This window comes from Microvirga sp. GN3 (assembly GCF_055792825.1).
Genome location: NZ_JBVVAK010000064.1, coordinates 15,490 through 42,265, shown reverse-complemented (window position 1 = coordinate 42,265; position 26,776 = coordinate 15,490). Strand labels below are relative to the sequence as shown.

Sequence of the window (26,776 nt, the reverse complement as noted above, 5' to 3'; positions counted from 1 at the left end):
AGCGCTTCCGAAATCTCGGGAGCGCTTCCCTTTTGTCTGCGTTGCTCCCGCACCACGACCACGGACGGGGGCATTTTTTAACCGCAGGGCCTGATCGGCTTTTGCGAAAAATGCTCCAGTCCCGTAAAGGATGCGGGTTATGAAATTTCTCGACCAAGCCAAGATCTATATTCGCTCCGGCAATGGCGGCGGCGGCGCCGTGTCGTTCCGCCGTGAAAAATTCATCGAGTTCGGCGGACCGGACGGTGGCGATGGCGGCCGCGGCGGCGATGTGTGGGCGGAATGCGTCGAGGGGCTGAACACCCTCATCGATTATCGCTATCAGCAGCATTTCAAGGCCAAGACCGGCGGCCACGGCATGGGCAAGAACCGGCACGGCGCCAAAGGCGCCGATGTGGTTCTCAAGGTGCCGGCCGGCACCGAGATTCTCGAAGAGGACGGCGAGACCGTCATTGCCGACATGACCCATGTGGGTCAGAAGGTGCTGCTGGCGAAAGGCGGCAATGGTGGCTTCGGCAATGCCTATTTCACCACCTCGACCAACCGCGCTCCGCGCCGGGCCAATCCGGGCCAGGAAGGGCAGGAGCAGACGCTCATCCTGCGTCTCAAGCTGATCGCGGATGCTGGCCTCGTCGGGCTTCCCAATGCGGGCAAGTCGACCTTTCTCGCCACCGTCACGGCGGCGAAGCCGAAGATTGCCGATTATCCCTTCACCACGCTTCATCCCGGCCTTGGTGTCGTACGCGCCTATGGCCGCGAGTTCGTTCTCGCCGATATTCCGGGCCTGATCGAGGGCGCCTCCGAGGGCGTGGGTCTCGGCGACAAATTCCTGAGCCATGTGGAACGCTGCCGCGTGCTGCTGCATCTTGTCGAGGGCACGAGCGAGGACGCAGGCGAGGCGTACAAGACCGTCCGCCACGAGATCGAGGCCTATGGCCATGGGCTCGCCGACAAGCCCGAGATCGTGGCTCTCTCCAAGGCCGATGCCTTGGACGAGGACACGCTCAAGGAGCAGCTGAAGAAGCTGAAAAAAGCCTGCAAGCGGACGCCTTACGTGGTCTCCTCCGCGTCGGGCCAAGGCGTGCAGGAGGTGCTGCAGGCGCTCCTGACCGTGATCGATGAGGCCAAGGCCGAGGAAGAGCCTGCCCAGCCCCAGGAAGAGTGGCATCCGTGAGCCCCGAAGTCAGTCAATTCCGCCGCATTGTTCTGAAAGTCGGCTCCGCGCTGCTGGTCGATCGGGCCCGCGGCCGGCTGAACCATGCTTGGCTCGCGGCGCTCGCCGAGGATATCGCTGATCTTCATGCGAAAGGCGCCGACGTTCTCGTTGTTTCCTCCGGTGCCATTGCCATGGGGCGTACCGTGCTGTGCCTTCCATCAGGACCTCTGCGGCTTGAGGAAAGTCAGGCGGCGGCGGCCGTGGGCCAGATCGCGCTTGCGCGTACCTGGTCGGAAGTGCTGGCGCATCACGGCATCACGGCGGGGCAGATCCTCGTGACGCTCTCCGACACGGAGGAGCGCCGGCGCTATCTCAACGCACGCGCGACGACGTTGAAGCTGCTCGAGATGCGCGCCGTGCCTGTCGTCAACGAGAACGACACGGTCGCAACCTCCGAGATCCGCTATGGCGACAACGATCGGCTGGCTGCGCGTGTCGCCACCATGATCGGCGCCGATCTCCTGGTGTTGTTCTCCGATATCGACGGGCTTTACACGGCGCCACCCGCATCGGATCCGAATGCCGAGCATATTCCGGTGGTCGAGCGCATCACTCCGGCCATCGAGGCCATGGCCGGCGGGGCCGCCTCCGAACTCTCGCGCGGCGGCATGCGCACCAAAGTCGAGGCGGGCAAGATCGCCACCTCCGGCGGCACGCATATGATCATCGCCGATGGCCGCACGAAAAATCCCCTGAAACGCATTGCGGAGGGCGGGCGCTGCACTTGGTTCCTCACGCCGTCCAACCCCGCCACTGCGCGCAAGACCTGGATTGCAGGCGCGCTCGAGCCGCGCGGAACGCTTTATGTGGACGAGGGCGCTGCGCGCGCGCTCCAGGGCGGCGCGAGCCTGCTGCCGGTGGGCGTGCGCCGGATCGAGGGAACCTTCCATCGCGGCGATGCTGTGACGATCAGCGACGGACATCGCGTCCTTGGTCGAGGTCTCGTGGCTTACGATGCCGATGAAGCCTCCCGCATCATCGGCCGTCCCAGCCGCGAGATCGAAGCGATCCTCGGCTATCCGGGACGCTCCGAGATGGTTCATCGGGACGATATGGCATTGGCCATCATCGGCATGCAAAGTGAAGCGAGCGCTGGAGCTTAAGGAAGCAGACGGATCATGGATGCTCTCAAGGTGATCGAAGGCGGCAGTATCGACGCGCTCATGGCCGACCTCGGCCGCCGTGCACGAGGTGCGGCACGGCGCGTGGCGCTGGCGAGCGCCGAAGACAAGAATGCGGCTCTGCGCGCCATGGCAGCCTGCATTCGTGCTCGTAAAGATGTGATTCTTGCCGCCAATGCCGAGGATCTCGCTGAGGCAAAAGCCAAAGGTCAGAGCGGTGCCTTCATCGACCGCCTTGTCCTCAATCCGGAGCGCCTCGAAGACATTGCGGCAGCGGTGGAAAGCATCGCTGCGCTGCCCGATCCCGTCGGGCGCGTGCTCGCCCGGTTCGAGCGTCCGAACGGCCTGAAGATCGAGCGCGTGGCGACGCCGCTCGGTGTGATCGGCGTGATCTTCGAGAGCCGTCCGAACGTGACGGCCGATGCGGGGGCGCTCTGCCTCAAGGCAGGCAATGCTGCGATCCTGCGGGCTGGCTCGGAGAGCTTCCGCTCGTCGCTTGCCATTGCAGACGCGATGGGCGAGGGGCTGGAGCAGGCGGGTCTGCCGGCCGATGCGATCCGCCTCGTGCCGACCCGGGATCGGGCGGCGGTGGGCGCCATGCTCTCGGGCCTCGACGGCAATCTTGATGTGATCGTGCCGCGCGGTGGCAAGAGCCTCGTGGCGCGGGTGCAGGAGGAGGCGCGGGTGCCGGTCTTCGCGCATCTCGAAGGGCTCAACCATGTCTATGTGCATGCCAAGGCCGATCTGGAGATGGCGAAGACGATCGTGCTGAATGCCAAGATGCGCCGCACCGGCGTGTGCGGCGCGACCGAGACGCTGCTGGTGGACCGGGCCTGTGCCGAGACGCATCTCAAGCCTCTCGTCTCCATGCTCCTCGATGCCGGATGCGCCGTGCGCGGCGATGAGGCGGTTCAGGCGGTCGATCCGCGTGTGGCGCCAGCCCAGGACGAGGATTGGCGCACCGAATATCTCGACGCCATCATCTCGGCACGGATCGTCGATGGGCTCGATGCTGCCATCGCGCATATCGAGACCTATGGCTCCCATCACACCGATTCCATCGTCACGGAGGATGGAGCCGCCGCCGGGCGCTTCCTGGCCGAGGTCGACTCGGCCATCGTGCTCCACAACGCCTCGACTCAGTTCGCCGATGGCGGCGAGTTCGGGTTCGGCGCCGAGATCGGCATCGCCACGGGGCGCATGCATGCCCGCGGACCGGTCGGGGTGGAGCAGCTGACCTCGTTCAAGTACCGCATCCGCGGCTCGGGCCAGACGCGTCCGTGAAGCTTGGCTCTTCCCGCTTCCGCATCAGGCCCTCCGGCCTGACCCGCCTGCCGCGGGCGGCCCCTGGCATGCGGATCGGGCTTTATGGCGGGTCCTTCAATCCGGCCCATGCCGGACACCGCCATGTGAGCCTCATGGCCTTGAAGCGCCTTGGGCTCGACCGGGTCTGGTGGATCGTCACGCCGGGGAACCCCTTGAAGGACACCGGCGAGTTGGCGACGACCGCGAGGCGCGTGGAAGAGGCAGAACAAATCTCCGACGACCCCCGGATCGATGTGACAGCCTTCGAGGAGGAAATCGGGGCCCGCTACACGGTGGATACCCTGGCCTATCTCAAGCGGCGTTATCCGGGCGTCCGTTTCGTCTGGATCATGGGGGCAGATAATCTGGCGAGCTTCCACCGCTGGCGCGGCTGGCGGCGCATCGCCCGGATGATGCCGATGGCCGTGATCGACCGGCCCGGCTGGACCCTGAAAGCGATCCATTCAAGAAGCGCCACGGCGCTGTCGGCGAGCCGGATCAGCGAGAACGAAGCCCTCGCCCTGCCGGGGCTTGAACCTCCAGCCTGGGTCTTTCTGCACGGGCCGCGCTCCCATCTGTCGTCCACCAAGCTGCGCCAAATGAGACGAACTTCTCCCACCAGGAGACATTGAAAAATGGGGCCTTCCCGCATTATCTTAAGGGTCGGCACCATCGAGTGCTGTTGAGAAAGGGTCTGAACCTGAACCGACTATCTTCCGTCGAAGCGGACAAGCATCCGCTTCCTCCTCCCTCCGGAGCGGAGGCTCCGCTAAGTGAGGATATCCGGGCCGCCGCCCTGGCTTCCCTCGAGGACATGAAGGCCGAAAACACGGTCGAGATCGACCTGGCTGGAAAAACCTCGCTTGCCGACACCATGATCGTGACATCGGGCCGCTCCGATCGCCATGTAGGCGCAATCGCCGACCGCGTGATTAAGGACCTCAAGGACAAGGGGTTCGGAAATGCGCGCGTCGAGGGCCTGCCTGCCTGCGACTGGGTGCTGATCGATGCCGGCGACGTGCTGATCCACGTTTTTCGTCCCGAGGTTCGTGGCTTCTACAACCTCGAGAAGATGTGGGGCGCCGACCGTCCGCAGGACCGCGCCAGCTAACCAAGGCTTTTATCGTGCGACTGAGCTTGCTGGCCGTGGGCCGTCTCAAAAGCGGCCCCGAGCGGGAGCTGGTCGAACGCTATAGGCAGCGGGTCGAAGGTATGGGCCGGGCCTTGGGTCTGGCCGGGCTCGACATCGTCGAATTGCCCGAGAGCCGGGCGCGCCGGGAGGACGACCGGCGCGCGGAAGAGGCTGCGGCCCTTCTGGAGAAGGCCGGTTCGTCTGTTCTGATCATCTTCGACGAGCGCGGCAAGAGCCCATCCAGCGAAGCTTTTTCCGAACGTATCAGACAGTGGCGCGACGAGGGGCGGTCCGGGATCGCCTGCGTGATCGGCGGTCCCGACGGGCTCGATCCCAAGCTGAGGCAGCGCGCCGACCTCGTCGTCTCCTTCGGGGCGCTCACTATGCCGCACCAGATCGTACGGGCGCTGGTGGCCGAGCAGCTCTATAGGGCCCTGACAATCATAGCCGGTCACCCTTATCATCGCGCCGGCCACGATGATTCCTGACGGATGATCCGCTTCAAACCCTTAATTCCCCGCAAGGCCCTCGGCCTTGCCGCATGGATGGTTGCTGCCAGTCTGAGTCCCGCCGGGGCTCAGCAGCAGCCTGCCGCACCTACGACACAGCCCGCACAAAGCGAAACGGTCGAGGAAAAAGCCCGGCGCGAGCAGGACCTGAAGGTGCTGGAAGAGGCCATTACGGCCAATGCCGAGGCGCGCAGACGCCTCGAGACCGAGGTCGAGGAGGTCAAGGCTGACCGGGCCAAGCTCAATGCCGCCCTGATCGAGACGGCCGAGCGGGTCCGCGGCACCGAGGACCGCATCCGGGGTCTGGAACAGAGGCTCCAGACCCTCGGCTCCAGCGAAGCGGCCATTCGCCGCTCTCTGCAAAGCCGCCGCGGTGTCATCATCGAGGTTTTCGCTGCCCTGCAGCGCATGGGCCGCCGTCCGCCCCCCGCCGTGCTGGTGAGGCCTGAGGACATGCTTGAAGCCGTCCGTGCCTCGATCATGCTGGGCGCGGTTCTGCCGGAGTTGCGGAACGAGGTCGAGATCCTGGCCGGCGACCTTGCCGAATTGGTGCGCCTGAAGGAAGCCATCACCAAGGATCGCGCGACCCTCAATGGGGAATTGACGGCCCTCAATCGGGAGCAGGAGCGCCTCGCAGCCCTGATGGAGGCTCGACAGAGCCGCATTGCCGAGGTTGAGCGCAATGTCGGTACCGAGAGGCAGAAGGCGGAGGAGCTTGCCCAGCGGGCAGGAACGCTGAAAGAACTGATCGACCGCATGGAAACGGAGATTGCGGGCGCTCAACGCGCTGCGGAGGAGGCTCGCAAGGCCGCCGAGGCGCAGGAACGCGAAACCCGGGAGAAATTCGCCCAGCTGGCCTTCCGGGATCCGGCCCGGTTGGCTCCGAAGGTGCCCTTTACCGAGGCACGTGGACTTCTGCCGCGGCCGGTCAGCGGCGATACGACCCTGGAATTCGGCGCCCCCGATGGGTACGGCGGAACGACGCGTGGCATTTCGATCACGACGCGGCAGAAAGCGACTGTGGTATCACCGGCGGACGGTTGGGTCGCCTTTGCAGGGCCCTTTCGGTCCTATGGTCGACTCTTGATCATCAATGCGGGTGGGGGATACTATATTCTTCTGGCCGGTATGGACCACATCAATGTCGATGTCGGGCAGTTCGTGCTCGCAGGCGAACCCGTTGCAACCATGGGAGAAGCTCCTCTCATGAGTTTGATCGGCGCCGCCATAGAAAAGAACAATCCCGTCCTCTATGTTGAGTTCAGGAAAGACGGCGGTTCAATTGACCCAGGTCCCTGGTGGGCAAAATCGCAAAGCGAAAAGGTTCGCGGATAATGCGCAAACTATCCCTTTTGATTCTCGGTGCGGCGATCGGCGCAGGCAGCGCGACCATGGTGTCGCAGACCAGCCTCCTGTCGGGCATGAGCGCGGTTGCCGCCTCGGCTGACACGTACCGCCAGCTGAGCCTTTTCGGAGACGTTTTCGAAAAGGTCCGCACGGATTACGTAGAGAAGCCTGAAGAGTCGAAGCTCGTCGAGTCGGCCATCAACGGTATGCTGACCTCGCTCGATCCGCATTCGAGCTACATGGATGCCAAGAGCTTCCGCGACATGCAGGTGCAGACCCGCGGCGAGTTCGGCGGCCTCGGCATCGAGGTCACCATGGAAGATGGCCTCGTGAAGGTCGTGACGCCGATCGACGAGACGCCCGCTTCCCGCGCCGGCATCCTGGCCAACGACGTCATCACCCACATCAACGACGAGCCTGTCCAGGGCCTCAACCTGAATCAGGCCGTCGACAAGATGCGCGGCCCGGTCAATTCCTCCGTCACCCTCAAGATCCAGCGCAAGGAAGCCAAGGATCCGGTGGTGGTGAAGCTGACCCGCGAGACCATCAAGGTCCGTCCGGTTCGCGCCCGCGTCGAGGGCGACATCGGTGTTCTGCGCGTCACGCAGTTCAACGAGCAGACTTTCGAGGGTCTGCGTGCGGGTATCGATAAGCTCACGTCCGATATCGGCGCCGACAAGCTGGCCGGCTTCGTCATCGACCTGCGCAACAATCCGGGCGGTCTGCTCGATCAGGCAATCATGGTCTCCGATGCCTTCCTCGACCGCGGCGAGATCGTCTCGACCCGCAGCCGCAACGCCGAGGACACCCAGCGCTTCAGCGCCAAGACGGGCGACCTGACCAAGGGCAAGCCGCTGGTGGTGCTCGTGAATGGCGGCTCGGCTTCGGCCTCGGAAATCGTGGCCGGCGCCCTGCAGGATCACAAGCGCGCGACGGTGCTCGGGACCCGCTCCTTCGGCAAGGGCTCTGTGCAGACCATCATTCCGCTCGGCGGCAACGGGGCCGTGCGTTTGACGACAGCGCGCTACTACACCCCGTCTGGCCGTTCGATCCAAGCCAAGGGCATCGATCCGGACATCGAAGTGTTGCAGGACATTCCCGATGAGCTGAAGGGTAAGGACGAGACCAAGGGCGAGGCCGGTCTGCGCGGTCACCTGCAGAATGGCGGCGAAAAGGAAGAGCGCGGCGGTTCCTCCGCTTACGTTCCGCCGGATCCGACCAAGGACAAGCAGCTCACTGCCGCTTATGACCTGCTGCATGGCGTTCGCAAGGGCGCAGCCAACACGACTGCGACTCCCAACTGATCGCGGCTCGTCCTTTTGGCCGAGAAACAATGCTGCAAAAGGGCCTGACGGATGCATCCGTCAGGCCCTTTTCTGATTCAGGCGTCCACAGCTATCGCGAAAGGCTTGTGCGAAGGCTGTTGAAACGGCACTCTCTTTCCCTGCTTTGGAACCATGCGTCAGCGTCGGCAATAATCAAGAACCGGCCGCACCGTGGGTCCATCATCGAGGGAGTGAGTGTCGTATGAGGAGCGCAAGAGGATCTCAGGCCAGAAAGGATCTGCCTTATCGCTCCTGTGTCGGCGTGATGTTGATCAACAAAAACGGCTTGGTGTTTATCGGCCGGCGCCGGTCCGAGGCCGATGCGGCCGCCGATGGCTATTCCTGGCAGATGCCGCAGGGCGGCATCGATCCCGGCGAGGAACCCTACCAGGCCGCCTTGCGCGAACTCTACGAGGAAACCAGCGTCCGCTCGGTGAGCCTCTTGGCCGAGGCTCCGGAATGGTATGCCTATGATCTTCCCTCCATGGTTGCGGGCCGCGCCTGGCGCGGGCGCTATCGCGGGCAGAACCAGAAATGGTTTGCCTTTCGCTTCGAGGGCGACGAGAGCGAGATCAACATCCATCAGCCCGGCGGTGGCGGCCACAGGCCCGAATTTGACGAATGGCGCTGGGAGGAGATGCATCGGCTCCCTGAGTTGATCATTCCATTCAAACGGCCGGTTTATGAGAAGGTCGTTGCGGCCTTCACACCGCTCACATCGCAAAATCTGCTGACCTCCGATCACACGTGATCGCGTCAAGGTTATTTCCTGGACATCGTAGCTTAACCTTTGCAGGCGATGTCTATTTTTGCCCCAAAGTAAGTCAGCGTTGCAGTTAAAGTTGTTCATGAAGATGAACGAGAGCTGTACGCTTTATAACTCTAAAGAGAGCGGCGGAACCCTGCCTGGAACATCTCGTTGGATACGCATTGCTGAGGGCTCGCTTGGGCCCTCTATTCATGGGAGATCTTTCGATGCGTACAACTTTGATGGCTACGGTGGCTGCAGCGGCTCTTTCCCTGAGCGTGGCGGCCATGGCTCAGACCAGCGGTGGTGCGAGTGGCGGCGCGTCCGGTGGTGCCGCAGGCGGGGCTTCAGGCGGTTCCACAATCATGACACCCGGCGGCTCGTCGGGTTCTTCATCCGGATCCAGCATGGGGGGCGCGGGCTCCGCATCCGGCTCCACGAGCGGATCGGCGGCTGGCTCGGTCTCCGGCGACACGAAGGCCCCTTCGGGTAGCGCTTCGTCCGGCACATCCGGTGAAACCCGCGGAAACCCGGCCGGCACAGCCTCTGGTGCTCCGAGCGGGACGACCGGCAACACTGCGGGCCGATCGGGCGGCACTGCTCCCAATACGACAGGCAGCACGACGTCGACCGGTTCCACGAGCGTCAACGTCACCTCCGAGCAGCGTACCCAGATCACCGAGTCGTTCCGTAGCGTGAATGTGCAGCCGCTCACGAACGTAAACTTCACCGTCAGCGTCGGCTCGACCATTCCGACCACCGTGACGACCTTGTATGACTGCCCCGACACCGTCGAGCGCATCCTGACCGGCTTGCCTGAGTGTAAGTATGTGGTCGTGCGCGATCAGATCGTGATCGTGGAGCCGAGCTCCCGCCGGATCGTGACGGTCATCGAGCGTCGAGGCTGATCGGCTTCACTCTTCGCGAACTTGTATTGAAGCAAAAGCGCCCGCGGTCATTCGGCCGCGGGCGTTCGCGTTTGAAGCATTCTGTGGTTATCCTCGTAAGGCCCCGATTGTCTTAACGAGTCCTTCTGCGGCAAAGCACGATAAGGTGTCGGGGGGCGAGACAGCCGATCCGCCCTATGCGGCATAGGGAAAAATACAGATCTCCGCTTGGGGCATCTTCCGGTTGCGATGCTCCGCAAGCAATTCTAATGCTGTTCGCGCATAGAGACGAAATTCGTCTTTGACGATATCAGGTTCACGATCCCAAACCTGCGCATCATCCTCGGCAGCATAAAGAGCACGCGCAACGAATTCGATTTCGGCTTCCATCACAAGCCCCTCCTTGCGGCTTTGAAGGCAATCAATGATGTGTGCCGAAAATCCCCCATGGCGCAGGTTCGCGCCGCCCGATCATAAATCCGCATCGTTCTTCGGCCGCGGCCATTTGCTCGAAAGGCAATGTCATTCGCAAGTTTGAAGATGGGGTAGCCCGAAAGCGCTAGTCCGTCGGCGTTCACGCAAGAAACGATCCGAAATCATGGCGAAGCTGCCGGCCGAGATTGCCGGTATATTCGACAGAGCAGATCGATCGGTCAGGTACGAGGTGCTTGAAGAAGGCGGTGCCTCTGCTTACACCATCAGTGTCTCAATGCAGCACGGATAGCCTGAATCATGAAAGTTGCTGAGCGATAGGCGCAACGACAGAAACTCTTGGGAGGTCGAGATGGCATTCATGACACCGCAAGAGCGTGCTGAGAGCCTGCGTGAGACGATCCATATCCATATTGACTTGGTTGAAGGCGACGGGACTGGGCCATCCTGGCGGCTAACAGATAAGGGCTTTGCCAGGATCGCCTCCGTCATTCAGGAGGCCGAGAACGATGCCTTGGAGAGAGCTGCGGAGCTATGCGAGGCGGTGCACCTAGGGGGGCGGACGCGCTATAGCATCCTTCTTGGCCCGGATTATTTGGTGACGAGAAGTCTCTTATCGCGGGAGCTTGCTGCTGCGATCCGAGCGCTGAAGCATAAGGACGAACGCTGACTCCTCATCTCAAATGCGGCCGCCCGCACCGAAGGGGATGCGCCGGGCAACCTACGAGCGATGATGGCCATGTCTTGGTACTGCAGAGGAGATGCTCGACGCGTAACTCGTCTTTGCAGCGGCGCAGCTGTTGAAGCGGCCATGAGATTCGCTCGGCATCAGTCCAGCCATGGCTGAAGCAGCGGCTTGGCAAGCTGCAGTTGCCGCACAATTCCCTGGTGAGGAACGCCTCTCTGCTGAAGAAAGGCTTGGATCTGCTGCTTAGCATCTTCCCACGACAGACCCTGCCGATAGCAGCACTCCAGGTAACTCAAGGTTCGCTCGCGGTTCAATTCAGGAACCGCCAGCGGAGCGAGTTCATCAATGAAGCATTGCGCAACCAGATCTTCGCATGCCATTGGGAGCTCCACAGGTCATTATCGCTATTAGGCAGTGTAGCTGGTGCTTGCCTTCGGCACTATCTCAGGGACATAGCTGCATCGCTGTCCAGGCGGCTGCAGGTAAGCGAATGCGCCACCCAGAGCGGTCTGCATGGATGCTCGTCTGACAGGGTGAAGGATCCAGGGAGGCAGGGCGAACCAGCCTCTTCGACCGCTTAGCAACTAAGAACCAGCCTGAGCGTTATTTTTTCGACTGTAGCCATCTCGGCTGGGGACTCGTTACAACCAAGCAGCTTGGCCGTTGGCCGGGTTGGCGACATTCTTCCTGATCTCAGGAGGAAGGAGCCATGGTGCGAGTTTTTTCGTTAGCTGTCGCATGTGTTCTTGCTCTCTCCGCTGTAGCCGAGGGCGCAACATCCCGGAAACGTAATACTTCTGCTCAGGAACGACCGACGCCTCAGCAAGCGGCGCAGGAGCCGGATGAGTTCCGGTCGTGCGATGTGGCCGTTCGCGAGTTCGTCCAGGGGCGAAAAGAAGCCGCTGCGCTTCCCGTCACGGAGGTCAAGGTCGACAGCTTGCGGATGACGTTGAACTTCATCCATCCCTACGGTGAGAGCGGAGATACGCCGCCCAATCTCGCCTTCACACGGGGTGAGTCAATTGAAGAGCGCCGCAAGGCTTTGAACGAGGCAAAGCAACGAGCGCGGTTACTGGCCGAAGCGGCTAGAACCGGAAATGTCTGGTACGTCATCACCACACGGACAGAGGTCAGCCCAGGTGAGGAGCGCCGCAGTTCAACAAGTGCCTTGGCGGGCCAAGGTCAGCAGCCTTCTGCCAACGCTGTGGTGATGGCGAGCATTGAGGGGCGGTGCATAACTGTATCGCAGTATGAGGCCGTTCCTCTCAGCAGCCTAAGTGCGGATTTGCAGCAGGCTCTTGGCCTGCGGGCTCGGGAGGCGTCGCCTACCGAGAATCCGCCGCAGCCGCCACCATCATAAGCACTAGGGCGATTGTGTGAGCGAACAATAGATGCCACCGCGGACATCGCGTTAGGCGTGTAATCTAACAGCCATCGCAGCGTGCTCTGCAAAGGTTCAAGGTGCTTCCTGCGGCCTCGGTACTGAAAACCAAGGTCACCCCCTTGCGTTATTTCCGGTGGGCTTCCGCATATCGGAGGACGAGCCATGGATGTCTCAGTTAAGCTGGAAGACAAATCCAGACATACTTGGGCGGTCTACGTCAACGACACCTGCATTGCACGAGGACTGCCGCGAGCCGAAGCGAACAGGATCCGCCTGCAGATTGAGAGCGGAGAGCTTAAGCCTCGCCTGGGCTAATTACAGTCGAGAGCCCGGGATAGCGGTCGCGCCAGAGGCGTCGAGTCGGAATAACTTCAGCCTTCGTGCCGACGCGGTGCGACACGAATCCTTGGAAACAGAAACGGCTCCAATCAATGGAGCCGATTTTCTAAGCGATATCAATGTGGTGCCCCTGGCCGGGATCGAACCAGCACTCCTTGCGGAACTCGATTTTGAGTCGAGCGCGTCTACCAATTCCGCCACAGGGGCAAGGATCCGCGACGTAACACGGGCGGCAAAGGTTGGTCAATGCGAGAGATGTGAAGGGAAGCCACAAGGCTTAACCCTCGCAATTCCGGGCGCCCTGTGCTCAAAGAGGCGCGGGGCGCGCGAATAGCCTCGATCCGGATCTGAACCTGTCGGAACCTTAATGCTGAGACGCCTCTACGACTGGACCCTGTCCCTTGCGGCCCGACCCTCTGCCCCTTACGCGCTGGCGCTGGTCTCCTTCTCGGAAAGCTCGTTCTTTCCGGTTCCGCCGGATGTGATGCTCGTGCCGATGATGCTGGCACGGCCTGACAAGGCTTGGTCCTATGCCCTGATCTGCACGGTCGCGTCCGTGGTGGGCGGCATCCTGGGATATTTCATCGGCTTGGGTCTCTACGACTCCATCGGAGCCTGGCTGTTCCAGCTCTACGGTCTCACCGAGGGGGCGGAGACGTTCCGGCACGCCTATGCCGAATACGGCCATTGGGTGATTCTGCTGAAAGGCCTGACTCCGATCCCCTACAAGCTCGTGACCATCACGTCGGGCTTCGCGGGCTACCACCTGGGCTGGTTCATCGCGCTCTCGATCCTGACCCGCGGCGCCCGCTTCTTCCTCATCGCGCTCTTGATGAGCAAGTTCGGGCCGCGGATCAAATCGATCATCGACAACAATTTCAATCTGGTGGCGGCTCTGGCCATCGCGGCCTTCATTGGCGGGTTCGTCGCCTTCCGCTATCTGTTCTAGACGGGAGGGATCGATGCAGATCAGCCTCACCATGCGGCAGGCCGCCTTGGCCGTGGCCCTGGGCGCTGCGGCTACCATCGGCGGCGCACTCATCTTCGAGCATATCCTCGGCTATGTGCCGTGCAAGCTCTGCCTGATCCAGCGCAATCCCTATTACATCGCGATCCCTCTCGGCCTCGTGGCCGCGCTCCTGCCGCCACGTTTTGCGCGAGGCGGCCTTTGGTGTCTGGCATTGGTCTTCATCGTCAGCGCCGGGCTCGGTGCCTATCATTCCGGCGTGGAATGGGGCTTCTTTGCCGGGCCGAGCGATTGCGGCGGCGGATCGGGCGCAGGCGCGGGCAATGTAGGCGACTTTCTGAATCAGTTGCAGAACACCCGTGTCGTCAGCTGCACCGAAGCGGCCTGGCGCTTCCTAGGTCTGTCGCTGGCGGGATGGAACGTGCTGATCTCGCTGGCCCTGGCTGCCTTCGCTGCAAGCGCTGCTTTTCGCAAAGGCTTCTACCTCGGCAGGTAAGAGCTTGCCTTCGCGTATGTGACCCCGTTAGCGTTTGCTCAAACAGGACGGGGACATGGCATGAGTATCCAGGCTCTCAAGGACGAGGTCGCGCGGGAATTCGGAACGCCTGCGGTGGTGATCGATCTCGACGTGGTCGAGCGCAACATCGCCCGGGTGCAGGCCCTGTGCGATGCGGCTGGGATCGCCAATCGTCCTCATATCAAGACGCACAAGAGCCCGGTCATCGCCGCCATGCAGCGCGATGCCGGCGCGCGGGGTATCACCTGCCAGAAGCTCGGCGAGGCCGAGGTTATGGCGGAAGCCGGCCTCGATGACATCCTGATTTCCTACAACATCCTCGGCGGGGAGAAGCTGGGCCGCCTGGGCCGATTACTGTCGCGGGCGAAGGTCACCGTGGCAGCCGACAATCCGGTCGTCGTCGCAGGCTTGCCGCAGGCTGCAGCCATCGCCGGACGCGATCTCGATGTGGTCGTGGAATGCGACACTGGGCGCAAGCGGGCCGGCGTCGAGACGGTGGCGGAGGCCGTTGCGCTCGCCAAGGATATCGCGTCCCGTCCCGGGCTCTCGTTCGCCGGCTTCATGCTCTATCCGCCGGAGAACGCCACGGCAGGGGCACAAGCATTCCTCGATGCGGCGACCGCCGGTGTGCGGAAACTCGGGCTCGAACCGCGCATCGTGTCCACGGGCGGCACCCCCAATCTGGTCAATCTCGGCAAGATCAAGGGGGTGACCGAGCACCGGGCCGGAACCTCGGTGTTCAACGACCGCATGATGCTGGCGGCGGGCGTCGCGCAGCTCGAGGATTGCGCACTTACCGTCTATGCGACGGTGGTGAGTCGGGCGGGGCCGGAGCGGGGAATCCTCGATTCCGGCTCGAAGACATTGACGTACGATACGGGCGGTCTCGAGGGACACGGCCTCATCCTCGAGCATCCGCAGGCCAAGATCGCCCGCTTTGCCGAGGAGCATGGGTTTCTCGATCTCTCTGCCTGCAACGATCGTCCCAATATCGGTGATGTGGTGCGCATCGTACCGAACCATGTCTGCGTCGTGGTGAACATGGTGGACCGGTTGGTGACGGTACGGGGAGACAGGGTCGTCGGGGAATTGCCTGTTGCGGCCCGGGGGCGCCTGACCTGATGAGGTGAGGTTGGTGGGAAGGGGGCTTTATGGCTCCAGCTCGCTGTCCCAGTAGAGATAGTCCATCCAACTGTCGTGGAGATAGTTCGGCGGGAAGAGGCGGCCGTTGGAGTGGAGGTCGTGAACGGTTGGGGCGAAGGGGCTCTGCCTGGGCCACATCTCGACCTCGCGGGGCAGTTTGTCCCCTTTGCGGAGGTTGCAGGGCGCGCAGGCGGCGACGACGTTTTCCCAAGTGGTCTGCCCGCCCTTGGACCGGGGAACGACGTGATCGAAGGTAAGGTCCTCGCGGTCTCCGCAATATTGGCAACTGAAGCGGTCGCGCAGGAAGACGTTGAAGCGGGTGAAGGCCGGGTGACGTGACGGTTTGACGTAGGTTTTGAGCGATATGACCGAGGGAAGGCGGATCTCGAAGGTCGGACTTCGCACGACCTTGTCGTATTCCGAGACGATGTTGACCCTGTCCAGGAACACCGCCTTGATCGCATCCTGCCAGCACCAGATGGACAAGGGGTAATAGCTCAACGGCCGGTAATCGGCATTGAGAACGAGGGCCGGGCAGGCCTCCGGTCGCACAACAGGCTGGACGTGTATCGTCACCTCACCTCCTCTTCCATGAGAGAAGCGTCGTATCCCGTCGGATTAGACTATAGGCAGTATGACACTGTTGTGAAGATCCGGCTTTCGACGTTTGTGACGCACCCACAGGAAGTGCAATGTGGGCAAATCAGGCCGACCTCCAGAGACTTGGGTGTTTCGATGAACTTTCTCCAGCAAGGCCTGGCCTGGGTCGAACCTGCCATCTCGACCTATGGCGTGTGGGCTCTTCTCGTCGTTCTTTACTTCGAGTCGTTCGGGGCGCCTCTTCCCGGAGAGAGCGCGCTGATTGCGGCCTCACTTCTGGCCACGCGCGGCGATCTCGAGATCGGCCACATCTTTCTAGCGGCCTGGTTCGGTGCCGTGCTCGGCGACAGCACGGGTTATCTGATCGGCTGGTTCGGCGGGAGGCCTTTGCTGCACAGGTTCGGCTCCGCGGTGAAGCTGACGCCGGAACGCTTGGCGATCCTTGAGAAAACGGCGAAGACCAAGGGATTCTTCATGGTCCTCACGGCGCGTTTCATCGTCGTGCTGCGGCAGCTGAACGGCTTCATCGCCGGATCGGTCGGAATGCCCTGGCATCATTTCGTCGTGGCGAATGCCCTTGGGGCCATGCTCTGGGCCGGCCTGTGGAGCTTCGGCCCCTACTTCTTCACGGATGCCTTCAAGCGGCTGATCTGAGGCCAGAACAAACTGTCAGCGGGTCGGAACCGGCTTCTCGCCGCGGTAATCATAGAAGCCGCGCTTCGTCTTCCGGCCAAGCCAGCCGGCTTCCACGTACTTCACCAGGAGCGGGCAGGGGCGATACTTGGAATCGGCGAGGCCCTCGTGCAGCACCTGCATGATCGAGAGGCAGGTATCGAGACCGATGAAATCCGCCAGCTGGAGCGGCCCCATGGGATGGTTCGCGCCAAGCCGCATGGCCGTGTCGATGGCTTCCACCGAGCCTACTCCCTCATAGAGGGTGTAGATCGCCTCGTTGATCATCGGCAGCAGGATGCGGTTGACGATGAAGGCCGGGAAATCCTCGGAAACGGTCGAGGTCTTGCCGAGCTTGCCGATGAATTCCTTGGCGGATTCGTAAGTGTGATCCTCGGTGGCGATGCCACGGATCAGCTCGACGAGCTGCATCACCGGCACCGGGTTCATGAAGTGGATGCCGATGAACCGCTCCGGCCTGTCGGTAGAAGCGGCGAGACGCGTGATCGAGATCGACGACGTGTTGGTGGCGAGCAGTGCGTCCGGGCGAAGCGACGGGCTAAGGTTGCTGAAGATCTTGCGCTTCACTTCCTCATTTTCGGTCGCGGCCTCGATGACGAGATCGCAGGTCGCCAGATCATCATAGGTACGGGCCGGCTTGATCCGCTCAAGTGCCGCCTGTCGATCGGCATCCGAGATGGCGCCCTTGGAGACCTGGCGCGCCATGTTGCCGTTGATCGTGGCAAGCCCGGCATTGATCCGATCTTCCGAGAGATCGTTGAGCCGGACGTTAAATCCCGCGAGCGAGCAGACATGGGCAATGCCGCTGCCCATCTGTCCGGCGCCGACAACGCCAACCGTTTTGATCTCTATGCCCATCTATCTGCTGCCTGCATCCCATCGTCAAAAGCGGCCGGGCAGGGAGACCCGCCCGGTCCGTCATTATTCCTGACCTTATTGACCGGCTTTGGTCAACTCCTCCTTGAGTTCAGGAAGGATTGTGAAGAGGTCGCCGACGAGGCCGTAATCCGCCACCTGGAAGATCGGGGCCTCCTCGTCCTTGTTGATCGCGACGATCACCTTGGAATCCTTCATGCCGGCCAGATGCTGAATGGCACCTGAAATGCCGACTGCGATGTAGAGATCGGGTGCCACCACCTTGCCGGTCTGGCCCACCTGCCAGTCGTTCGGCGCATAGCCGGCATCGACCGCCGCGCGCGAGGCGCCCATCGCCGCGCCGAGCTTGTCGGCAATCGGCTCGATATATTTGGCGAAGTTCTCGGACGAGCCGAGCGAGCGGCCGCCCGAGATGATGATCTTCGCCGAGGTCAGCTCGGGCCGGTCGCTCTGCACGATCTCTTCGCCCTTGAAGCTCGACACGCCTGGGTCTTCAGCCGCGTTCACCGTCTCGATGGCGGCGGAGCCGCCTTCGACCGCCGCCGGGAAGGCGGCGGTGCGCACCGTGATCACTTTCTTGGCATCGGTCGCCTGCACCGTCTGGATCGCATTGCCGGCATAGATCGGCCGCTCGAAGGTGTCGGGCGCCACCACCTTGGTGATGTCGGAGACCTGCATCACGTCGAGCAGGGCGGCGACGCGCGGCATCACGTTCTTGCCGGTGGTGGTGGCCGGCGCCACCAAGGCGTCATAGGAGGAGGCCAGCGACACGATCAAAGCCGCGGTCGGCTCGGCGAGCTGGTGCTCGTAAGCGGGGCTGTCGGCCAGCAGCACCTTCTCGACGCCTGCCAGCTTGGCGGCGGCTTCCGCCGCGGCCTTGGCGTTCGCGCCGGCGACGAGGACATGCACCCGAGCGCCGAGCGCCTTGGCGGCAGACAGTGCCTTGTGGGTGGCGTCCTTGAGGTGAGCGTTATCGTGCTCGGCCATCAGCAATGTGGTCATTGTCTTGTTCTCCCTTAGAGCACGCCGGCTTCGGTCTTCAGCTTCTGGACGAGTTCGGCCACCGAGCCGACCTTCACGCCCGCCTTGCGGCCGCCGGGCTCGGCGGTCTTGAGCACCTTCAGACGCGGGGACACGTCGACACCGAGCGTCTCCGGCGAGGTCTCGTCGAGCGGCTTCTTCTTGGCCTTCATGATGTTGGGCAAGCTGGCATAGCGCGGCTCGTTGAGGCGCAAATCCGTGGTGACGATGGCCGGCAGCTTCAGGCCCACCGTCTGCAACCCGCCATCGACCTCGCGGGTGACATCAATAGAACCCTCGCCCACGTTGACCTTGAAGGCGAAGGTGCCCTGCGGCCAGCCAAGCAGGGCGGCGAGCATCTGGCCGGTCTGGTTGGCATCGTCGTCGATGGCCTGCTTGCCCAGGATGACGAGGTCAGGCTTTTCCTGCTCGACCACCTTGGCCAGGATCTTGGCGACGGCGAGCGGCTCGACGGCGGCGTCGGTCTTGACCAGGATGCCGCGGTCGGCGCCCATGGCGAGCGCGGTGCGGATCGTCTCACCAGCCTGTTGCGGACCGATGGAGACGGCGACGATCTCGGTGGCCTTGCCCTGTTCCTTCAGGCGCACGGCCTCCTCGACGGCGATCTCGTCGAAGGGGTTCATGGACATCTTGATGTTGGCCAGTTCCACGCCCGACCCGTCCGGCTTCACCCGGATCTTCACGTTGAAGTCAACAACCCGCTTCACACACACAAGAAGCTTCATTCGTCCGTCCTCACCAAAAGATCAGATCCGGATATGGCCGAAAACCAGCCCTCCGGACATATAGGAAAAAGGCGGAGGGGAACCTAGAGCATCAGGCCCGAAAGTGAAATGCACTTTTGGCCCTTTGATGCGCTCAGCGGTCATGTCCGATTGTCAATGCGGCGTTCGCAGCTCCTGCGCCTGGACGCGGGCGAGCACGGGATCGTAGCGGCGGCGCATGAGGGGGATGAGAGCCGCGCCGACAGCAAAGCCGCCAAGATGGGCAAACCAGCCCACACTGTCATCGCCGCCGATGAAGGCCGAGGCGAACTGCAGGACGAACCAGAAGCCGATCGCCCAATACGCGGGAAGATGCAGTGGGATGCCTTTCAGAAACAGACCCCAGATCTTCACGCGCGGATAGAGGATGAGATAGGCCGCCACCACGCCCGACACGCTACCGGATGCGCCGATCAGCGGGCGGTGCGGCTCTGTGGTGATGAAGGCATGGGCGAGGCTCGCGGCCATCCCACAGAGTAGGAAGAACAGAATGAAGCGGAGATGCCCCATGGCATCCTCCACATTGTCGCCGAACACCCACAGGAACAGCATGTTGCCGACGAGATGGAACAGCGAGCCGTGCAGGAAGATGTTGGTGGCCAGTGTCAGCTCGACCGGAACGAAGGGGTAGCCCTCGGGGAGCACCTCCGTACCGAACAGGACCGACGGAATGAGTCCGAGGCCGCCGACCACGGAATCCTCGCCGAGAGGGCCGTAGAAAGTGAAAAGATAGGCGATGACGCAAATACCGATCAGGAACCGCGTCGCGAACGGCGTCTTCATGTTCTTGAGCGGAACGCCGTCATGAAGCGGCAAAAACATGGCCCGCTCCTTTAGCGGTTCTGGCCCGGCACCCAGAGGACGTCGAGCGCACCCTTATCATTGGCGTAACGGGATGCGACGAAGAGAAAATCGGAGAGTCGGTTCAGGTATTTCACGGATTCTGGCGACACCTTTTCGTTCGGCCTCTCCATCAGCTCGACGACATGGCGCTCCGCGCGACGGCAAACCGTACGGGCGAGATGGAGTGCCGCAGCAGCAGGCGTGCCGCCCGGGAGGACGAAGGAGCGTAACACGGACAGCTCGGCATTGAGCCGGTCGATCTCCTGCTCGAGACGGTCCACCTGTCCCTGCGTGATGCGCAAGGGCTCATAGGGCAGGGGTTTATCCGTCTCGACGGTGGCGAGATCGGCGCCGAGATCGAACAGATCGTTCTGGATGCGGCCGAGCATCGCATCGATCTCGAGACCTGTCGTGTGAAGGCGGACCAGCCCGATGCAGGCATTGGTTTCGTCCACCGTGCCATAGGCCTCGATGCGAAGATCGTATTTCGGGCGGCGCCCGCCGGCGGCCAGTGCCGTGGTGCCCTTGTCGCCGGTGCGGGTGTAGATGCGGTTGAGGACGACCATGGCGGGCCCGAAGGTTGGGATTCAGCTAGAGCATCGGACCCAAAAGTGGATTTGCACTTTTGGGATCGATCCGATGCTCAATCCCTTAAGTGGCGCATCGTGCGGAAAACCGGGTCCACTTTTCCGCACGATGCGCTAGAACGAATACCCAACCCGCGCGCCGACATTCGTCAAGCCTCTATTCTCGTCCGAGCAGGTTCCGCCATCGGTCAGATGCTCGACGGTCGCCATCACGCTCCAATTGGCGGAGAGCCGCACGCCCACCGAGCCCGATTCGCGAAACAGCGGCGAGCAGCCGAGGACTTGGCGGTCGGAGAGGGGATGCGAGGAATCCTTGCCGTTATGGATTGCGCCGCCGAAGCTGCCTTCGACGAAGACATTGGGCGTGATGTCGATGGTCCAGGATAGGCCCGCATAAGCGAAACTCGTCCGGTCATCGAAATTCAGGCTGCCGCCCACATGCGGCCGGGGAATGAAATAGCTGGTGAAAAGGTCCGAGGCGGTAAACGGCTTTGCAAAAAGAATTTCGCCAGTGAGATTGGCGGAGCCGTCGCGTCCTTCCGCACCCCAGGGATCCTGAGCAGACAAGCCAAAACGGAATTCTGACAGGAAATTTGGTTGGGATGGAGCTTGGAAGGAATTCGCTTGCCGCTTGAAGTCGGAGCCTAGGACACCTGTCGATCCCACGAATAGGACCAAAAGGCTCAAGCCTATGGCTGGACTGATGCGCATTAAGAGATCCGTAACTCAATAAAACTTTAGGCCATCAGGCTATGCCGTTATGGCTAACGTTCTCTTAATACAAACCGTGGCGAAAAAGTGTCAATAAGGAGATGCCTCGTGCGTCATGTGGACAAGTGGCGGCGTTTTCGCACATCTCCATACGTCACACGGCACGCCACCAGATGACGCCCATGATGATGATGATCGCCACAAATTGAAGCAGGACGCGCAATCTCATGAGGTGCTGCGACCGATTGGCATTGCCGCCACGCAGCATGTTGATCAGGCCCAAAAGCAGCACGAAGGCGACGGCAACTACCGCAATCGGCACAAGCAAATCGACAAAACTCGTCATCTTGATTCCATCAAAAAGTTCGGGCGACCGTGGCCCGAACCCGACGGCGAGGCAAGAGGCCGTTTACCTTAGCCTCAGTTCCGGCGCAGCAGCCGCTCGAAATAATCGAGCTCTTCCTGCGGCCGGCTGGGGTCGCCCAGCTTGCGCCGCAATTCCTCCAAGATCCGTTGCGCGCGTTGGGCCGGGGATTGGTTGGCGCTCGGCACCTCCACGCGCCCATCGGAATAGTCCCGATTCCGTGTGGGCCGCCCCAGAGGATCTGTGTCGCGCTGCCCCGTCTGCTGATTGCCCTGCGGATTGCCTTGGCCCGGCTGGTCACCCGCCTGTTCGTTCCCCTGGCCGTCGCCCTGCTGCATCTGCTGCATTTGCTGCGCCATGCCCTGCATGCCGCGACGAAGGTTTTCCAGTGCTCTCCCTTGAGCATCGACGGCAGGTCCGTCCTGACCTTGGCCGAGCGCGCCTTCGGCCTCGCGCATGGCCTGTTCGGCATCGCTGAGGCCCTGCTCGCCCTGCATGCCCATGCCCTGCATCCGCCGCTGCAGCTCTTCCAGCCTTTCCCGCAGAGCCTGCTGCCGCTGCTTCAAGCCCAAGGGATCCTGATCTTGGCCTCCCTGGCCGTTTTCAGCCTGCTCCTGACCCTCGCCCTGCTGGCCTTGCTGGCCCTGTTGACGCTGCCTTTGTTGGCGCTGGCCCTGCTGCCTCTGGCCTTGGCGGGGGCGATCGCCCTGCTGCATGCGCCGGTTCTGGCCGTCGCGGAACGTCTCGTCACGCAGGTTCTGCTGCTCGCGCGCCATGTCCTCCAGATCCTGCATGGCCTGGTTCATCTCGCGCCCGAGCGGATCGGTCATGCGGTTGTTGGGCTGAGCGGTCTGCAGGTTCTCGAGGATGTTGCGCAGCTGATCGAGAAGGCGCTGGGCCTCGGCCATGTCGCCGCGGCGCATGGCCTCCTCCATCTGGCGCAGCATGCGGTTGAGGTCGTCCTGCGAGATGATCCTGTCCGGAGGCGTGCGCTGGTTCTGATCCTGCGACTGTTGGTTCTGCTGCATGCGCTGGGCGAATTCGCGCAGGAACTTGTCCATCGCCTGCCGCAGCTCGTCCATCAGCCTCCGGATCTCGTCATCCGTCGCACCCCGGTCCATGGCTTCCTTCAGGCGCTCCTGAGCCGCACGCAGCTCCCGCTCCGCATCGGACAGACCACCGTCCTCGATCTGGAGCGCCATGGCCCAGAGCCACTCGGCCACCTCGATCAGGTCCTGGTCCGTCCTGGCGACACGCAGGCGTTCCGCACTGGCCCGCAGGCCCATGAACACGCCCCATTGCGGCGTGTATTCCTCCGGCGCGATCAGCAGCGCGTCGAGCGCCACCTGCACGCGCTTGCGGTCGTCGGGAGCGAGCACGAGATTGCGCCGCTGCTCGACCAGGGCCTTGGCGAGGGGATTGGCGAAGGGACGCTGCGGCAGGGTGAAGGTAATCGTCTCGCTCAAGGCCTCCTGGCCTGCTTCGTCCTTGGCCTTGAGCCGGATTGTCACCGGGGCGCCGGCCCAGGCATGGTTCGTGAGATCGACCGGGGAGCGCGTGTCCGGAGCGTTCTCCTCATGGCTCGGAAGGGCGAGAGTCAGCTGGGGAGCGGGCACGAGGGAGCGCCCCTTGCTGTTGTCGGCCTTCTCGACGATGCCTTCGAGCGAGGCGATGCCATAGTCGTCCTTGCCCTTATAGCTCAAGGTGAAGGTGCCGCGTGCATTGACCTCGGGCGGCGTGGTGAAGGCGATCTCGGGCAATCGGTCGGGAATGGCCTCGATGGTGAGGGTGACGCTGTTGGCGAAGCCCGTACTGACCGTCAATTCGCTGGAGCCGTCGAGCTTGTAGCGCTCCTCGCGCATATCGACGCGCTGATTGGCCTTGGGGGGCAGAGGGGTCAGGCCCCGGCCCGGCTTGACCTCGGCACTACCTTCGCCTGCGATCCGGACGACGACCGTCGAGTGGATCGGCGCGCGTAAGTTTTGTCCGCGTGCGAGATCGATCATGAGGGGAGGCGTGCGGGTATAAAGGGGCGGATCGATCCAGCCATCGATGCGGAAGGACGGCGAGGCGGTCTCGATCTTGCGCCAGTCGAAGGCTGCGGCGAGCCGTGAGCCGATCTCGGGTCCCGCCACGAAGGCACTCGTTACAAGCGCGAGTAACCCTGCGGCCCGCAAGGCGTAACGGTCGCGCCTCGCCATGTTGGGCTGCGGCAGTCCGACGCGCATGCGGCTGACGGCTTCTTCCGCGCGCTTGCGATGAAGCGCCCAGAGCGCCTTCGTGCCGGGATCCGTGGCGCCGAGGGCGAGCGTATCGTCGAGAACGCGGGCCGGACCGTGACTCAGACCCGTCTCCCGGTCGAGCCGGTCGAGGGCACGCGTCCGGCTGGGCATGCGCAGGCGGATAAGAGGCCAGAGCGAGAGCAGAAAGGCCGCCGTGAACAGGCCTAAGCCAATCGTGCGCCACAGGGGCGGAGTGTCGAGCCAGAGGCCGAGCCAGGACAGGGTGAAGAACAAGAGGACGATGGCGAAGGGCAGCCAGAGCCGGGGCCAGGCCTCCTCCCACCAGAGGGACCAGCGCGCATGAGCAACTAGGCGCCCGAACCGTTGGTTCAGCGGGCTGCGCCCAGGCGTCGGGTTCGGGCCGTCGCTCATGCCAAAACTCTCCCTCTGCACGATACGTGCAGATAACCCCCTAACGGGAAGCTAGCACGGAAGGGTCCAGTGACCAGCGGTCAATTGCGCGCGGAGCTTCAAGAAGAGGTGAGGGGGGCACCAATGACCGATTTGGAGCCACCTTGGACGACCATGCCGTTCAGGCAATCAATTTCCTTGACGTAAGGTACTTTATATCGATACATGAAATGAGAATTGCAACTTCATAACAATTTTCGTTGGGGCAAATATGGCAACGATCACTCTTTCATCCAGCACGATCCCGGAAGATGCAGTTGCGGGCGACAATGTTGGGACCCTGAGCATCGACGGCGGTGCGGAGGGCGAGACATTTACCTTCACGCTGGACGATCCGCGCTTCGAGATCGTCGATCAGGACGAGGATGGCATCTACGAACTCGTCGTGAAGGCAGAAGCGGAGTTCGATTTCGAAGGCGGCCCAGGACAATACGCACTGACCATTCACTCGAGCGGCGATCAGGGAACATCCGTCACCCCACTTTCGGTAAATATTGTGGTTACCGATGTGAACGAAGCGCCTGAGGTGTTGTTCGAACCATTGGATGTTCCCGAGGGTGCAGGGGCGGATACGATCATCGGCACGCTGACGTCGTCCGATCCTGAATCGAACTTGGTTTCATATACTCTCCTGGGCAATAGCGCCGCTCTGTTCAACATCGATGCCAATGGCAATGTTGTGGTCCGCGAGGGCGTGACGCTCGATCTCGACAATCCGTCGCATCTCAGCATCTCGGTCCAGATCTCCGATGGTACCAATACATTTTCCGATACCTTCGATCTCAACATTGTGGAGAATCAGGAGCCCGTAATCTCCTGGGATGCCATTGAACTCGGCAAGACTGTCGAGAGCGGCACAACCGTTGGCGCGTTGGTGATCACAGACGATGAGGGCGATGACATCATCTATACCCTGTTGGGCGACAGCGCGGCTCTGTTCCGTATCGATGCCAATGGCAATGTCATCGTCAGAGATGGCGTGACACTGAACTACGACGATCCCAATCACCGCGGTTTCACCGTTTCGGTTTTCGACGGGGTCAATACGGTGGAGGAGACCTGCGACCTTTCCTTCGAAAACGAACCGCCGACCGTGACCTTCGAGGCTAGGGACGTTGTCGAGGGTGCAAGGGGCGGCACTGTGGTTGCCACCTTCACGGCGACCGATGCTGAAGGCGGTGATATTGACTTCACTTTGTCATCCGAAAGCGCGGATGTGTTCGAAATCGTGAAGATCGATGACGACACCTGGAACGTCGTAGTCAAGGAAGGCGTCGTTCTCGATTATGACAATGAGAAGCACCACAGCTTCGCGGTCACAATCTCCGATGGCTCTAATACGGAGACTGCGGAATACGACCTGGCAATCGAGGACAATCAACCTCCGATATTCGACGTGACTGCCCGCCCCGTCCGGGAAAATGCACCGGCAGGAGCCATCGTCGGCACGATCCTCGCAATGGATCCGGAGGGCGACGAGATCGGCTATAGACTGGCGGGTGCCAGTGCGCATCTGTTTCGGCTCGTTCAGGACGCAAGCACCGGCCACACGAACATCGTGCTGCGTGAGGGTGCCGTCCTCAACTATGAGAACAACGGCCACCATTCCCTCGAAGTGTTCGTGTCCGGCGAACTCAACGAGGACCCGGTGCCTGAAGTCCTCCAACTCGAGATCATCGATGTCAATGAGCCTCCAGTCGTAACCTTTGCTCCCGCGAGCGTGACCGAGGGTGCCGGCGGTGGGACGGTCGTCGGCAGGCTTACGGGGACGGACGACGATGGCGATGACATCACCTACACCCTGGCGGATGAGAGTACGGAAATATTCGATCTCGTCGCCGACGGCAGAGGCGGCTACAACGTCATTGTCGTCGAAGGCGTGACGCTCGATTACGAGAATGGCTCCCATCGCTTCCCGCGCGTGACGGTGTCCGACGGCGCTAATGAATTCTCCAAGAGCCTCGCGATCGATCTGATCGATCTCGTCGATACAGTCACGGGAACGAAGCGTAATGACAACCTGAAGGGTGCGTCCGGGAGCGACATCGTGAAAGGGCTGGCCGGCAACGATCGGTTGTCCGGCGGCGCAGGCGATGACTGGCTCTATGGCGGTTCGGGCAGGGACGTCCTGAAAGGCGAAGCCGGACGGGACATCTTCGTCTTCGACTCCAAGCCGAACAAGAAGACCAACCTCGACGTCGTCTGGGATTACAACGTGAACGACGACTCGATCTGGCTGGAGAACAAGGTGCTCACGAAGCTCGGCAAGTCCGGTTCCGCGGCCTCGCCTGCCGCGCTCAAAAAGTCGTTCTTCCGGGTGGGGGACAAGGCCAAGGACAAGGACGATTACCTGATCTACAACAAGAAGACCGGCTATCTCTCCTACGATGTCGACGGTTCAGGCTCGAAGGCGGCCGTCGAAATTGCCCTGCTGAAGAAGGGCCTTGTCATGAAGTCCACCGAGTTCTTCGTGATCTAGATAGAAATCGTCGCCAACGGAAAAACCCGGCGGATAAAATGCCGGGTTTTTCGTTTGTGCAGCAG

28 protein-coding genes and 1 tRNA gene are annotated in these 26,776 nt (G+C 62.0%); 17 read left to right on the top strand and 12 right to left on the bottom strand.

The features are described from left to right. Nucleotides 1-139: 139 nt before the first annotated feature. The 10 genes from obgE (at nt 140) to ACS5Q1_RS26240 (ending at nt 9,611) form a co-directional block, all read left to right on the top strand. Nucleotides 140-1,174 (top strand): GTPase ObgE, encoded by a 1,035-nt coding sequence (obgE, locus tag ACS5Q1_RS26285; RefSeq protein WP_203441277.1) that lies wholly within the window; start codon nt 140-142, stop codon nt 1,172-1,174. Then, the gene (gene proB, locus ACS5Q1_RS26280; RefSeq protein ID WP_473100937.1) at nt 1,171-2,319 is read left to right on the top strand and encodes a glutamate 5-kinase; all 1,149 of its coding nucleotides are present in this window, start codon (nt 1,171-1,173) and stop codon (nt 2,317-2,319) included. The genes obgE and proB overlap by 4 nt, the downstream gene beginning before the upstream one ends. A gap of 15 nt (nt 2,320-2,334) precedes the next feature. Then, nucleotides 2,335-3,621, top strand: coding sequence for a glutamate-5-semialdehyde dehydrogenase (locus ACS5Q1_RS26275; RefSeq protein ID WP_473100936.1), 1,287 nt, complete (start codon nt 2,335-2,337; stop codon nt 3,619-3,621). Continuing rightward, complete coding sequence (locus ACS5Q1_RS26270; protein ID WP_473100935.1) at nt 3,618-4,274, top strand: nicotinate-nucleotide adenylyltransferase; 657 nt, start codon at nt 3,618-3,620, stop codon at nt 4,272-4,274. The genes ACS5Q1_RS26275 and ACS5Q1_RS26270 overlap by 4 nt, the downstream gene beginning before the upstream one ends. Before the next feature lie 149 nt (nt 4,275-4,423). Then, a complete protein-coding gene (gene rsfS / locus ACS5Q1_RS26265) occupies nt 4,424-4,753 on the top strand; it encodes a ribosome silencing factor (protein WP_371826897.1) in 330 nt (109 codons plus the stop codon). A gap of 14 nt (nt 4,754-4,767) precedes the next feature. Further along, nucleotides 4,768-5,262: a 23S rRNA (pseudouridine(1915)-N(3))-methyltransferase RlmH gene (gene rlmH, locus ACS5Q1_RS26260; RefSeq protein WP_203441272.1), complete on the top strand. Its 495-nt coding sequence runs from the start codon at nt 4,768-4,770 to the stop codon at nt 5,260-5,262. Between the two features lie 3 nt (nt 5,263-5,265). Further along, nucleotides 5,266-6,618, top strand: coding sequence for a murein hydrolase activator EnvC family protein (locus ACS5Q1_RS26255; protein ID WP_473100934.1), 1,353 nt, complete (start codon nt 5,266-5,268; stop codon nt 6,616-6,618). Next, nucleotides 6,618-7,934: a S41 family peptidase gene (locus tag ACS5Q1_RS26250; RefSeq protein ID WP_473100933.1), complete on the top strand. Its 1,317-nt coding sequence runs from the start codon at nt 6,618-6,620 to the stop codon at nt 7,932-7,934. Before ACS5Q1_RS26255 ends, ACS5Q1_RS26250 begins: the two co-directional genes overlap by 1 nt. A gap of 223 nt (nt 7,935-8,157) precedes the next feature. Next, complete coding sequence (locus ACS5Q1_RS26245) at nt 8,158-8,706, top strand: RNA pyrophosphohydrolase (RefSeq protein WP_203441269.1); 549 nt, start codon at nt 8,158-8,160, stop codon at nt 8,704-8,706. 224 nt (nt 8,707-8,930) lie between these two features. Beyond that, nucleotides 8,931-9,611 carry a DUF1236 domain-containing protein gene (locus ACS5Q1_RS26240; protein WP_473100932.1) on the top strand — a complete coding sequence of 227 codons (681 nt, stop codon included), beginning with the start codon at nt 8,931-8,933 and terminating at the stop codon, nt 9,609-9,611. 174 nt (nt 9,612-9,785) lie between these two features. Here the strand turns inward: ACS5Q1_RS26240 and ACS5Q1_RS26235 are convergent, their stop codons facing one another. Continuing rightward, entirely contained in the window at nt 9,786-9,980 is a 195-nt protein-coding gene (locus ACS5Q1_RS26235; RefSeq protein WP_473100931.1) for a hypothetical protein, read from the bottom strand. Between the two features lie 394 nt (nt 9,981-10,374). Here ACS5Q1_RS26235 and ACS5Q1_RS26230 point away from each other — a divergent pair, with 394 nt between their 5' ends. Continuing rightward, nucleotides 10,375-10,692, top strand: a complete 318-nt coding sequence (locus ACS5Q1_RS26230; protein ID WP_473100930.1) for a hypothetical protein — start codon at nt 10,375-10,377, stop codon at nt 10,690-10,692. Nucleotides 10,693-10,850: 158 nt separating this feature from the next. On the opposite strand, the gene ACS5Q1_RS26225 is transcribed toward ACS5Q1_RS26230, so the two are convergent. Then, a complete protein-coding gene (locus ACS5Q1_RS26225) occupies nt 10,851-11,090 on the bottom strand; it encodes a hypothetical protein (protein WP_473100929.1) in 240 nt (79 codons plus the stop codon). Between the two features lie 329 nt (nt 11,091-11,419). On the opposite strand from ACS5Q1_RS26225, the gene ACS5Q1_RS26220 reads away from it, so the two are divergent. Further along, on the top strand, nt 11,420-12,070 hold the full coding sequence (locus tag ACS5Q1_RS26220; protein WP_473100928.1) for a hypothetical protein: 651 nt from the start codon (nt 11,420-11,422) through the stop codon (nt 12,068-12,070). A gap of 485 nt (nt 12,071-12,555) precedes the next feature. Here the strand turns inward: ACS5Q1_RS26220 and ACS5Q1_RS26215 are convergent. Then, nucleotides 12,556-12,640: transfer RNA gene (locus ACS5Q1_RS26215), tRNA-Leu, on the bottom strand. A gap of 160 nt (nt 12,641-12,800) precedes the next feature. Between ACS5Q1_RS26215 and ACS5Q1_RS26210 the strand changes: the two genes are divergently transcribed. Genes ACS5Q1_RS26210 through ACS5Q1_RS26200 form a run of 3 tightly spaced genes read left to right on the top strand, consistent with a single transcriptional unit; the run spans nt 12,801 to nt 15,039 of the window. Next, nucleotides 12,801-13,382 (top strand): YqaA family protein, encoded by a 582-nt coding sequence (locus ACS5Q1_RS26210; protein ID WP_473100927.1) that lies wholly within the window; start codon nt 12,801-12,803, stop codon nt 13,380-13,382. Nucleotides 13,383-13,395: 13 nt separating this feature from the next. Further along, nucleotides 13,396-13,896, top strand: coding sequence for a disulfide bond formation protein B (locus ACS5Q1_RS26205; RefSeq protein WP_473100926.1), 501 nt, complete (start codon nt 13,396-13,398; stop codon nt 13,894-13,896). A 60-nt stretch (nt 13,897-13,956) separates the two neighbouring features. Then, nucleotides 13,957-15,039: a D-TA family PLP-dependent enzyme gene (locus tag ACS5Q1_RS26200; protein ID WP_473100925.1), complete on the top strand. Its 1,083-nt coding sequence runs from the start codon at nt 13,957-13,959 to the stop codon at nt 15,037-15,039. A gap of 27 nt (nt 15,040-15,066) precedes the next feature. Here ACS5Q1_RS26200 and ACS5Q1_RS26195 read toward each other — a convergent pair whose 3' ends face one another. Then, on the bottom strand, nt 15,067-15,636 hold the full coding sequence (locus ACS5Q1_RS26195) for an HNH endonuclease (RefSeq protein ID WP_162299152.1): 570 nt from the start codon (nt 15,634-15,636) through the stop codon (nt 15,067-15,069). Nucleotides 15,637-15,816: 180 nt separating this feature from the next. On the opposite strand from ACS5Q1_RS26195, the gene ACS5Q1_RS26190 reads away from it, so the two are divergent. After that, nucleotides 15,817-16,314, top strand: a complete 498-nt coding sequence (locus tag ACS5Q1_RS26190) for a DedA family protein (protein WP_473100944.1) — start codon at nt 15,817-15,819, stop codon at nt 16,312-16,314. A gap of 15 nt (nt 16,315-16,329) precedes the next feature. Here the strand turns inward: ACS5Q1_RS26190 and ACS5Q1_RS26185 are convergent, their stop codons facing one another. The 8 genes from ACS5Q1_RS26185 to ACS5Q1_RS26150 all read right to left on the bottom strand — a co-directional run bounded on the left by ACS5Q1_RS26185 (nt 16,330) and on the right by ACS5Q1_RS26150 (nt 24,193). Next, nucleotides 16,330-17,211, bottom strand: a complete 882-nt coding sequence (locus ACS5Q1_RS26185; RefSeq protein ID WP_203441261.1) for a 3-hydroxybutyryl-CoA dehydrogenase — start codon at nt 17,209-17,211, stop codon at nt 16,330-16,332. Between the two features lie 75 nt (nt 17,212-17,286). Further along, a complete protein-coding gene (locus tag ACS5Q1_RS26180) occupies nt 17,287-18,231 on the bottom strand; it encodes an electron transfer flavoprotein subunit alpha/FixB family protein (protein WP_473100923.1) in 945 nt (314 codons plus the stop codon). A 14-nt stretch (nt 18,232-18,245) separates the two neighbouring features. Next, nucleotides 18,246-18,995: an electron transfer flavoprotein subunit beta/FixA family protein gene (locus ACS5Q1_RS26175; RefSeq protein ID WP_473100922.1), complete on the bottom strand. Its 750-nt coding sequence runs from the start codon at nt 18,993-18,995 to the stop codon at nt 18,246-18,248. 153 nt (nt 18,996-19,148) lie between these two features. After that, nucleotides 19,149-19,856, bottom strand: a complete 708-nt coding sequence (locus ACS5Q1_RS26170; RefSeq protein ID WP_203441258.1) for a rhomboid family intramembrane serine protease — start codon at nt 19,854-19,856, stop codon at nt 19,149-19,151. Nucleotides 19,857-19,867: 11 nt separating this feature from the next. Next, nucleotides 19,868-20,443 carry a cob(I)yrinic acid a,c-diamide adenosyltransferase gene (locus ACS5Q1_RS26165; RefSeq protein WP_473100921.1) on the bottom strand — a complete coding sequence of 192 codons (576 nt, stop codon included), beginning with the start codon at nt 20,441-20,443 and terminating at the stop codon, nt 19,868-19,870. A gap of 135 nt (nt 20,444-20,578) precedes the next feature. Then, on the bottom strand, nt 20,579-21,031 hold the full coding sequence (locus ACS5Q1_RS26160; RefSeq protein ID WP_473100920.1) for an acyloxyacyl hydrolase: 453 nt from the start codon (nt 21,029-21,031) through the stop codon (nt 20,579-20,581). Nucleotides 21,032-21,329: 298 nt separating this feature from the next. Continuing rightward, entirely contained in the window at nt 21,330-21,521 is a 192-nt protein-coding gene (locus ACS5Q1_RS26155) for a twin transmembrane helix small protein (protein ID WP_473100919.1), read from the bottom strand. Nucleotides 21,522-21,595: 74 nt separating this feature from the next. Beyond that, a complete protein-coding gene (locus ACS5Q1_RS26150; RefSeq protein ID WP_473100918.1) occupies nt 21,596-24,193 on the bottom strand; it encodes a TIGR02302 family protein in 2,598 nt (865 codons plus the stop codon). A gap of 250 nt (nt 24,194-24,443) precedes the next feature. Between ACS5Q1_RS26150 and ACS5Q1_RS26145 the strand changes: the two genes are divergently transcribed. Further along, nucleotides 24,444-26,711 carry a M10 family metallopeptidase C-terminal domain-containing protein gene (locus ACS5Q1_RS26145; RefSeq protein WP_473100917.1) on the top strand — a complete coding sequence of 756 codons (2,268 nt, stop codon included), beginning with the start codon at nt 24,444-24,446 and terminating at the stop codon, nt 26,709-26,711. Nucleotides 26,712-26,776 lie beyond the last annotated feature (65 nt).